Raw genomic sequence first — 16,947 nt, forward strand, 5'->3', positions numbered from 1 at the left:
AGGCTCGCGTGGAAGGGAAAGGTCTTTTTGCGATGCGGTACCCAGATTGACGGCGTTTTCACGGCCAGCGGCGCCACACTCCGCCGGCGCGTGTTCAGCGCGCGTTTTTCTTACGGAAGGTTCGTCGCCGCCGCTCCAACCCGGCGCAGGAGCGGACGACTGGCAGGGGATCGAGGCTCGTGTACGGAGTGCACGGGTAGCTTCGATGGAAGTTGAACCGGCCGCTTCGGTGAAGCGGCAGAACTGGCTCGCGGCTGTTCGGGGGCGTGGACGCCTCCATGGGGAACGCGAACCGGCAACGGTGCGGTGTCTATCGGAAAGGAGGCTGTCATGCAGGTGCGTCGTTCCAGGGCTCGCGGTTACCTGTTCCACTGCGACGGGCCGCCCTAGGCCATAGCCCCCATAGCCCACGCCCGGCCAAGCCGCGCGAGAGGGCTTTTCTCATCCTTGTCAGCTTCGATCCGCCGCCCGCGGGGCGGCGTCGTGGCCGCGCGCGCGCCTTGTCCCCTAGGCGGCGGTAGCGGTGTTTGCCCCTTCGTGCAAAGGAGAAGCGTCATGCCGGTGCATCGTCTTGGCCGTTTCGGCCGCCGTCCCCTGGTCAAAGGCATCCTGCTCGCCCTCGCGCCGGTGATGGCGCTGCCGTTCACCAGCGGCGCGGTATTCGCCGCGTGCACCACCGCGGGCACGACCGTCACCTGCGCAACCGGCTCCAGCACGAACAATCTCGCCAACAGCACCAGCAACGTCACGGTGAACGTGCAGACCGGTGCGGTGGTGAGCTCGCCGCCGATCATCGGCGGCAATTCGCTCACGCTCACCGGCAACGGCATCACGCTCAACAACCAGGGCACGATCGATCCGACCACCAACAGCGCGGGCCTGTCGCTGGTGATGGCCGGTTCCGTCATCGGCAACGCCAGCGCCAACACCAACACCATCGCGGTGAACAACCTGGCCGGCGGTTCGATGCGTGGCATGTTCAACATCGCCACGCTGCTGGGTTTCGGCGGGCAGGCGCTGGTGGTGCAGAACGGTGCCGGCGGCGCGACCACGATCATCAACGACGGCGACATCGGCATGTCGCTGCTGGGCGTAGGCAGCACATCGGATGCGGCAGCCGTGGTGACCTACGGCGGCGCCGCGGTCAATCTCACCAACACCGGCACCATCACCGGCCGCGTCGGTCTGGGCACGGCCGGCAGCGGCAGCAACAGCTTCCTCAATGCGGGCACGGTCAACGGCAGCATCTACCTGGGCGATTCCGCCGCGGGCAGCACGTTCACCGCGGTGTCCGGCTCCAGCGTCAATGCCTCCGGCGGCAGCGCCATCGCCGGCGTCATGACCGGCGTCACCGGCGTGAAGCTGGCCGCCGCCGGCACGGTCAGCGCGGGTACCGGCGCGAACAACACGCTGGTGTTGCAGAACTCCGCGAGCGGTCCGGGTTCGGGCACCGGCGGCGCGGCGACGACAGTGGGCGCGACCGGTTACCTCGGCTTCCAGCATCTGACCGTTCACAGCGGTACCTGGAACTTGCAGGGCGCTCTGGTCAGCGCCGACGCCACGTTCAACGACGGTCTCGTCAACTTCGACAACGCCAACGTTTTCGGCACCGGTTCGCTCACCGTCAACGGTGGCGCGCTGGCGGCGTCGGCCGCCGGCTTGTCGCTGGGCAACAACATCGCGCTCAACGGCAGCTTCTCGCTCAGCGGCGCGAACAACTTCGGCCTCGGCGGCGTGCTGTCCGGCACGGGCGGGCTGGCCATCGACGCCACGGCGCCGATCACGCTTTCCGGCGCCAACACGTTCGGCGGAGGCGTGGCGCTCAACACGGGCGGTCTGGTGGTGGCGAACGGCTCGGCACTGGGCGGCGGCGCGCTGAACGTCGGCGGCAATGTTTCGTTCGATAGCTCGCTGAGCCTGTCGCTGGGCAATGCGGTGAATCTCGGTGCGGGCGGCACGCTCAATCTTCTGGGCGGTCAGCCGCTGGTATTCAATGGCGCGATCGCCGGCGTCGGCGGCCTCGTCAAGAGCGGCGGCGCGCTGCTCACCTTGAATGGCGCCAACAGCTTCGGCGGTGGCCTCTCGCTCAACGGCGGCGGCCTCATGCTGGGCAACGGCGGCGCCCTCGGCGCGGGCGCGCTGAACGTGGGCGGCAATGCGACGCTCGATGCGTCGGTCGGCCTGTCGCTCGGTAACGCGGTGAATCTTGGCGCGGGTACATCGTTGAACCTGCTCGGCGGGCAGGCGCTTACTTTCAACGGCTTGATCGGCGGCGCCGGCGGCCTGACCAAGACCGGCAGCGCACTGCTGACCTTGAACGGCGCCAGCACGTTCAGCGGCGGCCTGGCGCTCAATGGCGGCGGCCTGATGCTGGGTGATGGCGCCGCCCTGGGCAGCGGCGCGTTGAACGTCGGCGGCAACGCGACGCTCGATGCATCGATCGGTCTCTCGCTCGGCAACGCGATCAATCTCGGTGCGGGCACGTCGCTCAGTCTGCTCGGCGGGCAGGCATTGGCCTTCAACGGCGCGATCGGCGGTACCGGCGGTCTGGCCAAGAGCGGCAATGCGCTGCTGACCTTGAACGGCCTCAACAGCTTCAGCGGTGGTTTCGCGCTCAACGGCGGCGGCCTGCTGCTGGGCAATGCCGGTGCGCTCGGTACGGGGGCGCTGAACGTGGGCGGCACCGCCACGCTGGATACCAGCGGCGCATTCGCGCTGAACAACGACATCGCCATCGGTGCCGGCGGCTCGCTCAATCTGCTGGGCAGCTCGGCGCTGACCTTGAACGGCGGCCTGTCCGGCGCCGGCAGCCTGCTCAAGAGCGGTGCATCGACGTTGACGCTCGGCGGCGCGAACACGCTCAGCGGCGGCCTGTCCATTCTCGGCGGCACGCTGGCGCTGGGTGCGGGCGGCAGTCTGTCGCCGGGCGCCGGCCTCACCCTATCGGCCGGCACCAGTCTCGATCTCTCCGGCGCCGGCACGGATCAGGCGATCGGTTCGCTGGCCGGTCTCGGCGGTTCGATCAATCTCGGCGCGCGCACGCTCACGCTCAATGGCCTTGGCGATACCAGCTTTGCCGGCAGCATCGCGGGCAGCGGTGGCCTGGTGAAACTCGGCAGCGGCATTCAGACGCTCGCCGGCGCGAGCACCTTCGGTGGCGGCGTGGCCTTGAATGCGGGCGGCTTGCTGCTCGGCGACGGCGCGGCGCTGGGCACCGGCACGCTCGGCGTGGGTGGCAACGTCTCGCTGGATGGCACCGGTGCGTTGACGCTGGGCAACGCGGTGAATCTCGGCGCAGGCGGCACGCTCAACCTGCTCGGTGGTCAGCCGCTCACGTTCAATGGCGCGATCGGCGGCGCGGGTGCGTTGGTGAAGAACGGCGGCGCGCTGCTGACCTTGAATGGCGCCAACACTTTCGGCGGCGGCCTCGCGCTCAATGGCGGCGGACTGTTGCTGGGCAACGGCAGTGCACTCGGCACAGGCGCGTTGAATGTCGGCGGCAACGTCACGCTGGATGCGTCGCTGGGTCTCACGCTAGGCAATGCGATCAGCCTCGGCGCAGGCGGTTCGCTCAACGTGCTCGGCGGCCAGCCGCTGGTGTTCAACGGTGGGCTTACCGGTGCGGGCGGTCTGGTCAAGAGCGGCGCATCGCTGCTCACCTTGAACGGCGCCAACGATTTCAGCGGTGGCCTGGCCATCAACGCCGGCACGCTGGCGATGGGCGCGAGCGGCAGCCTCAGCGCCAATGTCGATGTCGGGCTCGCGACCGGCGCCACGTTCGATCTTAGCGGCGGCACGAACCAGACCATCGGCACGCTCTCCGGTCTCGGTGGCACGGTCAATCTGGGCGGCAACACGCTCACTTTCGGCAACGCAGGCAGCCAGAGTTTCGGTGGCCTGATCACCGGCGCCGGCGGCTTGGTGAAGGTCGGTGCCGGCGTGCAGACGCTGACTGGCGCCAACAACTTCACCGGCGGCGTGGCGCTCAATGCCGGCGGCCTGCTGCTGGGGAACGATGCGGCATTGGGTACCGGCACGCTCGGCGTGGGCGGCAACGTCACACTGGACGGCACCGGCGCATTGACGCTCGGCAATGCGGTGAATCTCGGCGCTGGCGGCACACTCAATCTGCTCGGCGGGCAGGCCCTCACGTTCAATGGCGCGATCGGCGGCGCGGGTGCGCTGGTGAAGAACGGCGGCGCGCTGCTGACCTTGAACGGCGCTAACAGTTTCGGCGGCGGTCTCGCGCTCAATGCCGGCGGACTGTTGCTGGGCAATGGCAGCGCGCTCGGCACAGGTGCGTTGAATGTCGGCGGCAACGTCACGCTGGATGCATCGCTGGGCCTCACGCTAGGCAATGCGATCAGCCTCGGCGCAGGCGGTTCGCTCAACGTGCTCGGCGGCCAGCCGCTGGTGTTCAACGGTGGGCTGACCGGTGCGGGCGGCCTGATCAAGAGCGGCGCATCGCTGCTCACCTTGAACGGCGCCAACGATTTCAGCGGTGGCCTGGCCATCAACGCCGGCACGTTGGCGATGGGGGCGGGCGGAAGCCTCAGCGCGAACATCGATGTCGCGCTCGCCACCGGCGCCACGTTCGATCTGAGCGGTAGCGCGAACCAGACCATCGGTTCGCTGGCCGGCCTCGGCGGCACCGTCAATCTCGGCGCGCAGACGCTGACGCTGGGCAATGCGACCAGCCAGACCTTCGGCGGTCTGATCACCGGCGCCGGCGGCTTGGTGAAGGTTGGTGCCGGCATACAGACACTGACCGGTGCCAACAACTTCACGGGCGGCGTGGCGCTCAATGCCGGCGGCCTGCTGCTGGGCAATGGCGCGGCGCTGGGCACCGGCACGCTAAGCGTCGGCGGCAACGTCACGCTGGACGGCACCGCTGCGTTGACGCTGGGTAATGCGGTGAATCTCGGCGCGGGCGGCACGCTCAACCTGCTCGGCGGCCAGCCGCTCACCTTCAATGGCGCGATCGGCGGCGCGGGTGCGCTGGTGAAGAACGGCGGCGCGCAGCTCACGCTCAACGCGGCCAACACCTATACGGGCGGTACCGTCATCGGCGCGGGAACGCTGGCGCTGGGCGCCGGCGGCAGCCTCGCTGCGGCAGGCGCGTTGAACCTGGGCGGCGTCGGCGCGACCTTCGACCTGTCCGGGGCGGGAGCCGACCAGACTATCGGCGATCTGTCCGGCGCCGTGGGCAGCAGTATCGCGCTGGGCGGTCGCAACCTTACCTTCGGCGGCGCGCTCAATACGACGTTTGCCGGCGCGATCGGCGGCACCGGCGGCATCGTCAAAGCCGGCACGGGCATCGTCACGCTGACCGGCGCCAACACCTATCTCGGCGGCACCACCATCGGCGCCGGCACGCTGGCACTGGGTGTCGGCGGCAGCCTTGCCGCCGGCGGCGCGCTGAATCTCACCGGCGCTGGCGCGAGTTTCGACATGAGCCTCGGCGGCAACCAGTCGATCGGCTCGCTGGCCGGCGTGGCAGGCAGCGCGGTGAATCTCGGCGGGAACCTGCTCACGCTCGGCGCGACCGACGCCAGCTTCGCCGGTGCGATCACCGGTGGCGGCGGCATCATCAAGGACGGCGCCGGTATCCAGACGCTTAACGGCGCCAGCACCTTCGGCGGCGGCGTCCAGCTCAATGCGGGCGGCCTCGTGGTCGGCAACAACACGGCGCTGGGCACGGGCGTGCTCAACGTCACCGGCAACGGCACGCTCGCCGCCAACGGCAACATCAACCTCGCCAACGGCATCACCATCGGCAACGGCGTGGGCCTCGCCGTGCAGGGCAATGGCGCGTTGACGCTGGGAGGCGCGATCGTCGGCGCCGGCGGCCTCACCATGAACGGTGCGTCCACGCTGACGCTCACCGGCGCCAACCTCTATACCGGAGGCACCAGCATCCTCGGCGGCACGCTGGCACTGGGCACGGGCGGCAGCTTGAGTTCCACCGGCACGGTGACGCTCGGCGGCACGGGCTTGTTCGATATCTCCGGCGGCGGCAACCAGACGATCGGCGTGCTCGCCGGTCTTGGCGGCAACGTCAATCTCGGCGCCAACACGCTCACGATCGGCGGCGCGGGCAACGGCAGTTTCGCCGGCGGTATCGGCGGGACGGGCGGGCTGGTCATCGGTGGCGGCGTGCAGACGCTGTCGGGCAACAACAGCTTCAGCGGCGGCGTGACGCTCAATGCCGGCAGCGGCCTCACCGTGGGCAGCAACACGGCGCTCGGCACCGGCGTGCTCACCGTCGGCGGTGCCACACTGGATGCGGATGCCGCCGTCACGCTCGCCAACAACATGCTGCTCAATGCCGATCTCACCTTCGGTGGCAGCAACGCGCTGACGCTCAACGGCAATCTCGGCGGCAACGGTGGCGTCATCAAGAATGGCGCCGCCGCGCTGATCTTGAACGGCACCAACAGCTACCTGGGCGGCACGTTCATCAACAGCGGCACGCTGGCGCTTGGCGCAGGGGCCAGTCTCGCCAGCACCGGCACGGTGAACGTCGCCGTCGGCGCGACCTTCGATCTTTCCGCCGGCAACGGCGCGCAGAGCTTCGGCACGTTGACCGGCGGCGGCACCGTGAACATGGGCGCGAACATGCTCAACGTCGGCGGTGCCGCCAACGGCACCTTCAGCGGTGCGATCGCCGGCACCGGCGGGGTCACCAAGATCGGCGCCGGCATCGAGACGTTCACCGGCGCCAACACCTACACCGGCGGCACACTCATCAGCGGCGGCACGTTGGCGCTCGGCGCCGGCGGCAGCCTCAACGCCACGGGTGCGGTGTCGCTGGCCAATGCCGGTACCGGCTTCGACATCAGTGCCGGCGGCAACCAGACCATCGGCATGTTGTCGGGCGTGGCCGGCAGCGCGCTGACGCTCGGCGCCAGCACGCTCACCTTCGGCGATGCGGCTGACGCAAGTTTCGACGGCGTCATCGGCGGTACCGGCGGGCTGATCAAGAACGGGACGGGCGTGCAGACGCTCAGCGGCGCCAATACGTTCAGCGGCGGCCTGACGCTCAACGCCGGCGGCCTGATCGTGGGCAACAACACCGCGCTGGGCACCGGCGCGCTCAACGTCGCCGGCAATGGCACGCTCGCCGCCAATGGCAATGTGAGCCTCGCCAACAACATCACGCTGGGCGCGGGCCTGACCGTGCAGGGCGGCGGTGCGTTGACGCTGGGCGGTGTGCTCTCCGGTGGCGGCAGCCTCACCATGAACGGTGGTTCCACGCTCACCCTCACAGGCGCCAATACCTACACCGGCGGCACCAGCATTCTCGGCGGTGTGCTGGCGATTGGTGCAGGCGGCAGCCTCAGTTCCACCGGCGCGGTGACGCTTGGCGGCACCGGCACGTTCGACATTTCGGCGGGCGGCAATCAGACCATCGGTGCGCTCGCCGGTACGTCGGGCAACATCAATCTCGGCGGCAGCACGCTGACGTTCGGCGACGCGAGCAACCAGAGCTTTGCCGGCACCATCGGCGGTGCCGGTGGATTGATCAAGAACGGCAGCGGTATCGAGACGCTGTCGGGCAACAACACGTTCAGCGGCGGCGTCGCGCTCAATGCGGGCGGGCTGATCGTCGGCAGCAACACCGCGCTGGGTGCCGGTGCACTCACGGTGGGCGGCGTGGGCACGACGCTGGACTCGAGCACGGCCGTGACGCTGTCCAACAATGTGCAGCTCAATGCCGACCTCACCTTCGCCGGCAGCAACGCATTGACGCTCAGCGGCAACCTGACCGGCAGCGGCGGCGTGATCAAGAACGGCGCCGCCACGCTGACCTTGGACGGCACCAACACCTATCTGGGCAATACGCTGATCAACAGCGGCACGCTGGCCCTGGGCGCCGGCGCCAGCCTCAATGCGGGCGGCCTGGTGAACGTCGCCACCGGCGCGACGTTCGACCTGTCCGCCGGCAACGGCACGCAGACCTTCGGCACGCTCACCGGCGGCGGTACGGTGAACATGGGCAACAACACGCTCACCATCGGCGGTACCGGCAACGGTGTGTTCAGCGGCTCCATCGCCGGTACCGGCGGCCTGTTCAAGGATGGTCCCGGCACCGAGACGCTGACCGGCACCAACACCTTCACCGGCGGCACCACGATCAATGCCGGCACGCTGGCGATCGGCGCCGGCGGCAGCCTCAGCGCGACCGGCCTGGTCTCGCTGGTCAATCCTGGCGCCACTTTCGATATCGCTGGCGGCGGCAACCAGGCGATCGGTGCGCTGGTCGGAGGGGCCGGTACCACGGTGAGCCTGGGCGGTAGCACGCTCACCCTCAATGGCGTCAGCAATACCATCTTCGGCGGCACGATTTCCGGCACCGGCGGGTTGGTCAAGGACGGCGCGGGCGTGCAAAGCCTCACCGGTGCGAACAGCTTCAGCGGCGGCGTCGCGCTCAACGCGGGTGGACTGAGCCTGGGCAATGCCGGCGCGCTGGGTTCCGGCACGCTTACCGTCAATGGTGCGGCGACGCTCGACGCCACGACGGCGCTCAACGTGGCCAACGCCGTCACCTTGAATGCCAACCTCGACGTGCTGGGCAGCACGCCGCTCACCCTGGGCGGCGCGATCGCCGGCAGCGGCGGCCTCATCAAGGACGGCGCCACCACGCTGACCCTCACCGGCGCCAACAGCTACACCGGCGGCACCACCATCAACGCCGGCACGCTCGCCCTGGGCGCGGGCGGCAGCTTGAGTTCCACCGGCACGGTGACGCTCGGCGGCAGCGGCACCTTCGACATCAGTGCGGCGGGCAACCAGACCATCGGCGCGCTGGCCGGCGTCAGCGGCACGGTCAACCTGGGCGCCGCCAGCCTGACCCTCGGCGGTACCGCCAATAACGTGTTCGCCGGCGCCATCAACGGCAGCGGCGGGCTGATCAAGGACGGCACCGGCGTGCAGACGCTGACCGGCGCCAGCACCTTCAGCGGCGGCATCACGCTCAATGGCGGCGGCCTGGTGGTAGGCAACAATGCGGCGCTCGGCACGGGCGCACTCAATGTCGGTGCCTCCGCTTCGCTGGACGCGAGCGGTCCGGTCACGCTGGCCAACAGCGTCACGCTCGGCGCGGGCGCCGCGCTCGACGTACTCGGCGGCAGCGCGCTCGGCTTGAACGGCGCAGTGAGCGGCAGCGGCAGCCTGGTCAAGGGCGGCACCGCGACGCTGACTTTGAACGGCGCGAACACCTATACCGGCGGCACGACCATCAACGCCGGCACTTTGGCGCTGGGCGCGGGCGGCAGCCTCGCGGCCACCGGCGCAGTGACGCTCAACGGTACCGGCACGCTGGATCTGAGCGCGGCCGGCGGCACGCAGACCATCGGCGCCCTGAGCGGTGCTGGCGGCGGCGTCAATCTCGGCGCCAACGCCTTGGCCTTCGGCGACGCCACCAACCAGAGCTTCGCCGGCACCATCAGCGGCAGCGGCAGCCTGATCAAGAACGGCACGGGCATCGAGACGCTGTCGGGCAACAACAGCTTCGGCGGCGGCGTCACGCTCAACGCGGGCGGCCTGCTGCTCGGCAGCCCCACCGCGCTCGGCGGCGGCGCGCTCACCGTCAACGGCGCGGCGACGCTCGATGCCACCACGGCGCTGAACGTGGCCAACAACGTCGCTCTCAACGGCGGCGCGGCACTCACGCTGCCCGGCGCGAGCGGCGCGGTGAACCTGGGCGGCACTGTCAGCGGCAGCGGCAGCCTGATCAAGGACGGCACCTCGATGCTCACGCTCGGCGGCGCCAACACCTTCAGCGGTGGCGTCACGCTCAACGGCGGCGGCGTGATCCTCGGCACGGCCACGGCGCTGGGCACGGGCAGCTTGAACGTCAATGGCGCGGCCACGCTCGACGCGACCGCGCCGGTCACGGTGGGCAACGCGATCGCGCTCGGCGGCGGCAGCGCGCTGACGCTGCCGGGTGCGGGCGGCGCGCTTACGCTCGGCGGTGCGATCAGCGGCGGCGGCAGCCTGATCAAGGACGGTACGTCGACGCTCACCCTGGGCGGTGCCAACACGTTCACCGGCGGCGTCACCAGCAACGGCGGCGGCTTGGTGCTGGGCAATGCCTCGGCGCTGGGTACCGGCGCGCTCGACGTCGCCGGTGCCACTACGCTCGATGCGACGGGGCCGCTCACGGTGGCCAATGACGTCATGCTCGGCGCCGCGCTCAACGTCGGCGGCGCACAGGCGCTGACCCTCGGCGGCACGATCTCCGGCAGCGGCGCCGTGAACGTGGGCGGCAGCGCGCCGCTCACCTTGAACGGTGCGAACACCTTCAGCGGCGGCGTCGCGCTGGGCGGCGGCAACCTGGTGGTGGGCAATGCGACCGCACTGGGCACCGGCACGCTGACGGCCAACGGCGGCACGCTGCAATCCGATACGGCGGTGACGCTCGCCAACAACGTCAGCATCGGCAGCGGCGGACTCACCGTGCAGGGCCCACAGGATCTAGGCCTGAGCGGCGCCCTCAGCGGCAGCGGCACGCTGGCGAAAGAGGGCAGCGGCACGCTCACGCTCGGCGGCACGCTGGGCGGCTTCGGTGGCGCGCTGGCAGTGAACGGCGGCACGCTCACTGCCACCTCGCCGTACAGCGGCGGCATCAGCATCGGTACGGGCGCTACCGCCAATCTGCAAGGCAGCGGCAGCAGCGCGACGGTGACCGGCCCGCTGGCCGGCACGCTCAACCTGGGCGCGGGCAGCGCGGTCAATGTGAACTATGCGCAGCTGGGCGGCGTCACCGGCACGGTCAACGGGCAGGGCGCCGGCACCGCGCTCAATCTCACCGGCAGTGGCGAAGCGACCTTGCCGGCCGGTTCCTTCAACAACATCGACAACCTCAACGTCGGCACCGGCGGCACGCTGAGCGTCGCCGGCGGCACCGCGGCGAGCTTCCTCGGCGGCAGCACGATCGGCGGCAACCTGGTGGTGAACAGCAACGCCAGCCTCAGCGGTCCGGCGACCGTCGCGAGCGGCGGCGCGCTGGTCGGCAGCGGCACGCTGGGTGGCAACGTTACGCTGGCCGGCACGCTCGCGCCCAGCGGCGTGCCCGGCGCCACCGGCGCGGCGGCCGGCAGCGGCGCTGCCGGCAGCACCATCACGCTCGGCGGCTTGAGCAGCGGCCCGAGCGCGATCACCGACATCCGCACCACCGCGACCGGCACCAGCGATCACATCCAGGTCAACGGTGCCGCCACGCTCGGCGGCCAGCTGGTGGCGCTGCCGACGGCCGGTTCGTACGGGCCGACCACGACCTACACCATCCTCAACGCCACCGGCGGCGTCAGCGGCAGCTATACCAGCGTGGTGCAGAACGTGTTGCCGTTCCTCAACGCCAGCGTGACGGCGCAGGGCAACGCGGTGCTGCTGACCCTGACCCAGGCCGGCAGCGGCGGCACTCCGACGGGCGGTACGCCGTTCAACCAGTACCCCGGCCTGTCTTCCAACCAGGTGGCGATGGCGACGGCGCTGCAGACGATTTCGCAGCAGACGCCGCAGCGTCTGACCACGCTGCTGGGCTACGCGCGCGGCCTCACCAACGACCAGGTGATCGGTTCGTTCGAGACGCTGACCGGCGAGACCTACGCGTCGTCCGCGCGCTACGAGCTCAACGGCCAGGGCCAGTTCCTCGATACCGTGTTCCATCGCCTGAAGCTGGCGCGCGACACGGGCGAGCAGGGCACGGCGGCATGGGCCGAGCCGTATACCTACAGCTCCAGCCGCGATGCGACCCATGGCGTGGCCGAAACCGATTACCGCATCCGCGGCGTGATCGCGGGCGTGGATACCTCGGTCGGCTCGGATCTGCGTCTGGGCGCGCACGCCAGCTTCGCCAACTCGCGCACGCAGGTGGACAGCCGCCGCGACTACGTCGACGTCGACCAGTACGCCGTCGGCGTGCACGCGCTGTACATGCCGGCGCAGGAGTGGTGGGTGGAAGGCGCGGCCTCGTACGGCTGGCAGCGCGCCAGCGGCGACCGCACCATCCATGTCGGGCCGCTGTTCGATTCGCGCGCCAGTTCGCGCTACGACGGCAAGTCGCTCAATGCGGGCGTGGAAGGCGGCTACCGCTTCAACAGCGGCGCGTGGCATCTGGAGCCGTTCGTCGGCGCGTACTACGCCAAGGTGAAGTACGACGCCTTCACCGAACAGGGCGCGGGCGACGCCGCTCTTGCGGTCGGCCGCACGCGAGCCAGCAGCATGGCGTACGGCGCGGGCCTGCGCGTGATCGGCGATTTCGCGAAACAGCCCAATGGCACGCAGATCCATCCGATCTTCCTGCTGCGCTACCTGCACGACACCCGCGCCGACTCCGACGCCACCGCCAGCGTCGCCTTCGCCGGCGCACCGGACGTGGGCTTCGGCGTGCGCGGCACGCCCGGCGTGAACAACCACTGGCAGGCCGGCGCGGGTCTGGCCTTCGACATCTCGCCGCAGGCCAGCGCCTACGCCTACTACACCGCCGATATCGCCAGCCGCGGCAACAGCCACGCCGCCAATCTGGGCGTGCGCTGGAGCTTCGCCGCGCCTGCCGCGGCCATGGCGGCGGCCGCGCATCGCACGGATACCTTGCCGAACGCGCCGCTGGCGCCGGCCGCTGCTGTCGCGGCGCCCGTCGCGGCATCCTCGCCGGCGGCTGACGATCCGTCCTCGCGCGGCGACAAGGCGGCGCCGCTCGCCGCCGGTGCCGCACTGGCGGCCGCCGGTGCAGGGGCGGCGATGACGGATGCCGGCAAACCCGCCGCGACGGACGACGCGCCGCTGGGCAAGTGCAAGCCGCGCGCCGCCGCCGGTACCAAGAAAGCCGCCATCGCCAAGAGCAAGCGCGTGGGGCCTCGGCATGTGCCCGCACCCGGGAACGGCGCGAAGCCGGCGGTCGTGGCGAAGAAGAAGCGGGTGCTGCCGGCCAAGCCGAAGGCGGCGGCTGCCGAGCCGCTGTGCGACGGTTGAGCGGAAAAGAAAAAGGGCACCCCCCATGGGGAGGCGCCCTTTTTCAGGCGAATGGTGCGGCGGCGGTCAGAGCTGCACGACGTCGAAATGCACGTCGGGATTCACCTCGGCCGCGTAATCCACATCCTTGCGCCCGAAGCCGAACAGCTTCTGGAATTCCGCCTTGAAGCCCTCGTAATCGGTGATGTCTTTCAGGTTGGCGGTGGTCACGGTCGGCCACAGCGCCTTGCAGGCCTGCTGGACGTCCTCGCGCAGCTCCCAGTCGTCCAGGCGCAGGCGGCCTTCGGCGTCGGTCGGTGCCGGCTTGCCGTCGGCGCGATACAGGAACTGGTGGAACAGGCGGTTGGCCTGCTCGATGCAGCCTTCGTGGATGCCCTTCTCCTTCATGATGCGGAAGGCGAGGGACACGTACAGCGGGATCACCGGGATCGCCGCGCTGGCCTGGGTCACCACCGACTTCATCACGCCGACGCGGGCGTCCAGGCCAGGGTGGCGCTGGCGCAGCTTGAGCGCGGTCTCGTCCAGGTGCTGCTTGGCCTTGCCCAGGGTGCCGTGCCAGTAGATCGGCCAGGTGATCTCGGTGCCTACGTAGCTGTAGGCGATGGTCTTGGCGTCCGCCGCCAGCACGCCGGCCTGGCTCAGGGCGTCGATCCACAGCGCCCAGTCCTCGCCGCCCATCACGGTGATGGTGTCCTTGATCTCCTGCTCGGTGGCGGGCTCGACCGAGGCCTGGATGACCTCGTCCTTGTCGGTGTTGACCGAGGTGGCGGTGAAGGTCTCGCCGATGGTCTTGAGCGCCGAGCGCACCACCTCGCCGGAACCCGGCAGCTTGCGCACCGGCGAGGCCAGCGAATAGACCACCAGGTCGATCGGGCCGCCCATCTCGTTCTTGATGATCTCGATGGCGCGCTCGCGCGTCTCGTCGGCGAAGGCGTCGCCGTTGATCGACTTGCTGTACAGGCCGGCCTGCTTGGCCGCCTCGTCGAAGGCCCAGGCGTTGTACCAGCCGGCCGTGCCGGGCTTGGCCTCGCTGGATGGCTTCTCGAAGAACACGCCCAGGGTGGCCGCCCCGTAGCCGAACGCCGCGGCGATGCGCGAGGCCAGCCCGTAGCCGGTGGACGCGCCGATCACCAGCACCCGCTTGGGGCCGTCCGCGGAAACGCCCGCCTGGCGGGTGATCCCGATCTGCTCGAGCACGTTTTCCCGGCAGCCGGTGGGGTGGGCGGTGACGCAGATGAAGCCGCGGATCTTGGGGTTGATGATCACGAGTCTCGGGTCCGTCTTGGGGCGTGAAAGCCGGGCATTTTAGCCAACTGGCGCGGATTTGCCCGTACGGGGACGTAGGTTTGGGGGCCGCCGAGGGGCGCCCGCGGGCCGGACTTTCACAAGATCGCCATGGGACCCCACTGGATTCTGAAAGGCTTACCCCTCACATTAGGCGGCTATCCATTCAACCCACCCATCCACCTACCTACCCGGAACCGGCCGCATGGCACGCCAGAAACCGCTCTCGCTCTACCGCAACATCGGCATCATCGCCCACATCGACGCCGGCAAGACCACCACGACCGAACGCGTCCTGTACTACACGGGCAAGAAGCACCAGATCGTGGACGTGCACGACACCAAGGACGGCAAGGGCTCCACCACCACGGACTACCTGGAGCAGGAGCGCAAGCGCGGCATCACCATCCAGTCGGCCGCCGTGTCGACCGAATGGAAGGGCCACCAGATCAACGTGATCGACACCCCCGGGCACGTGGACTTCACCATCGAGGTGAACCGCAGCCTGCGCGTGCTCGACGGTGCCGTGGTCGTGTTCGATGGCGTGGCCGGTGTGGAACCGCAGACCGAGACCAACTGGCGCCTGGCCGACCAGTACAACGTGCCGCGCATGTGCTACGTCAACAAGATGGACCGCATCGGCGCGAACTTTAAGCACGCCGTCGAGGGCATCAAGAATCGCCTGGGCGCCAACGCGCTGCTGTGCCAGGTACCGCTGGGCAGCCACGACGAATTCATCGGCATGGCCGACCTGGTGGCCGGTGTCGCCTACGTGTGGCAGGGCGACGACAAGGACAGCACCTGGGAAACCATCCCGCTGGACCAGGTCGCCAGCCATCCGAAGTGCCAGTTCTCCGCCGCGGGCGACCGCGAGTGGGTCGCCAACCTGACCAAGCTGCATGAAGAAACCATCGAGCGCGCCCTGGAAATGGACGACGAGGCGTTCGACAAGCTGCTGCATGCCGGCGACGTGGAAACCTTCGTCAAGAGCGGCGACTTCAGCATGGAAGTGCTGAAGAAGGCGATCCGCAAGGGCTGCGTCAGCGGCAAGCTGGTGCCGGTGTTCTGCGGCTCGTCCTACCGCAACAAGGGCGTGCAGCAGCTGCTGGACGCGGTGATCGACTACATGCCGTACCCCGGCGAGAACGGCGGCATCGCGCTGGTCGACGAGGATGGCCATGCCGTCGGTGAGCAGGGCGTGGTGGACGACGCGCCGGCGCGCGTGCTGGCCTTCAAGGTAATCAACGATCAGTTCGGCAGCCTGACCTTCTGCCGCGTCTACTCCGGCGTGATCAAGAAGGGCGACACCCTGCAGAACGTCACGCGCGGCAAGAAGGAGCGCATCGGCCGCATCGTGGAAGTGCAGGCCAATGCCACCAAGGACATCGAGGAAGTGCGTGCCGGCGATATCTGCGCCTTCGTCTCGCTGAAGGAAACCGAGACAGGCGACTCGCTCACCGATCCGGCCCATCCGGTGCTGCTGGAGCGCATGCGCTTCCCCGATCCGGTGATCAGCGTGGCGGTGGAGCCGAAGAACCGCAACGACATCGACAAGCTCTCCACCGCGCTCTACAAGATGGTGAAGGCCGATCCGTCGCTGAAGCTCGAAGTGGACAAGGAAACCGGCGAGACCGTGCTCAAGGGCATGGGCGAGCTGCACCTGGAAATCACCATCGACCGCATGCGCACGGAGCTTGGCGTGGACGCCAACATGGGCAAGCCGCGCGTGAGCTTCCGCGAAGCGTTCGGCAACACCGTCGAGCACACCTACACCCATAAGAAGCAGTCTGGTGGTTCGGGCCAGTTCGCCGAAGTGAAGATCATCTTCGAACCGGGCGAGCCGGGCAGCGGCGTGATCTTCTCCGACGAAATCGTCGGCGGCCGCGTGCCGCGCGAGTACATCCCGGCGGTGGAACACGCCGTGATGGTGGAGTCGCGCGAAGGCCAGGTGGCCGGCTACGAAGTGCTCGACTTCAAGGCGCGCCTGGTCGACGGCAAGTACCACGACGTGGACTCGTCCGCGCTGGCCTTCGAAATCGCCGGCAAGGCGTGCTTCCGCGAAGCGCACAAGATGTCCAAGCCGAAGCTGCTGGAGCCGGTGATGCGCCTGGAAGTGGTCACCGAAGCCGACTACCTCGGCGACGTGATCGGCGACATCAACCGCCGCCGCGGTTCGGTCAGCGACCAGGGCCAGCGCGGCACCAACGCCTTCGTGCAGGGCTTCGTGCCGCTGGCGGAGATGTTCGGCTACATCAACTTCCTGCGTTCGGCCACCAGCGGCCGCGGCACCTTCACCATGGAGTTCGACCATTACGAGGAAGTGCCGGCGAGCATGGTGGCGAAGCTGATGGAAAAGGAAGGCGGCAAGTAAGCGGCGCGGTATTCCGCATCCGCACCGAAAGCCGCCGGGTTCGCCCGGCGGCTTTTTTCATGGGCGGCCGGGTGGCGAACGGCACGGCGGCCGTGCCCCGGGTCGTCGCGAGCAGGCATGGCATGCATCGTCCTCGCTCCCTGCCGCTCCCCGTCCATGCGCAACGCCATGCCTGCGTCGATCGATCCGGGCGAGCCGCCACTCGGGCCGCCGCGCCGTCGCCGGAATGGATTGGAACACTCGCGTTTGCGCGTGTATGCCGGGCCGCGCCGACGCGCGCCCGGGAAAACGTGTAGGAGGGGCGCGTCCTGGGC

The 16,947-nt window shown here is 69.1% G+C and carries 3 protein-coding genes; 2 read left to right on the forward strand and 1 reads right to left on the reverse strand.

Going from position 1 to position 16,947, the window contains the following annotated elements:
• The first annotated feature begins 555 nt into the window (after window positions 1–555).
• Complete coding sequence (locus ACNR9O_RS05900; RefSeq protein WP_473682189.1) at window positions 556–12,978, forward strand: autotransporter-associated beta strand repeat-containing protein; 12,423 nt, start codon at window positions 556–558, stop codon at window positions 12,976–12,978.
• Between the two features lie 66 nt (window positions 12,979–13,044).
• Here ACNR9O_RS05900 and fabV read toward each other — a convergent pair whose 3' ends face one another.
• Entirely contained in the window at window positions 13,045–14,244 is a 1,200-nt protein-coding gene (gene fabV, locus ACNR9O_RS05905) for an enoyl-ACP reductase FabV (protein ID WP_473682188.1), read from the reverse strand.
• Window positions 14,245–14,467: 223 nt separating this feature from the next.
• Between fabV and fusA the strand changes: the two genes are divergently transcribed.
• On the forward strand, window positions 14,468–16,633 hold the full coding sequence (gene fusA / locus ACNR9O_RS05910; RefSeq protein WP_473682187.1) for an elongation factor G: 2,166 nt from the start codon (window positions 14,468–14,470) through the stop codon (window positions 16,631–16,633).
• Window positions 16,634–16,947 lie beyond the last annotated feature (314 nt).

It is taken from the genome of Dyella sp. CR10 (assembly GCF_055814425.1).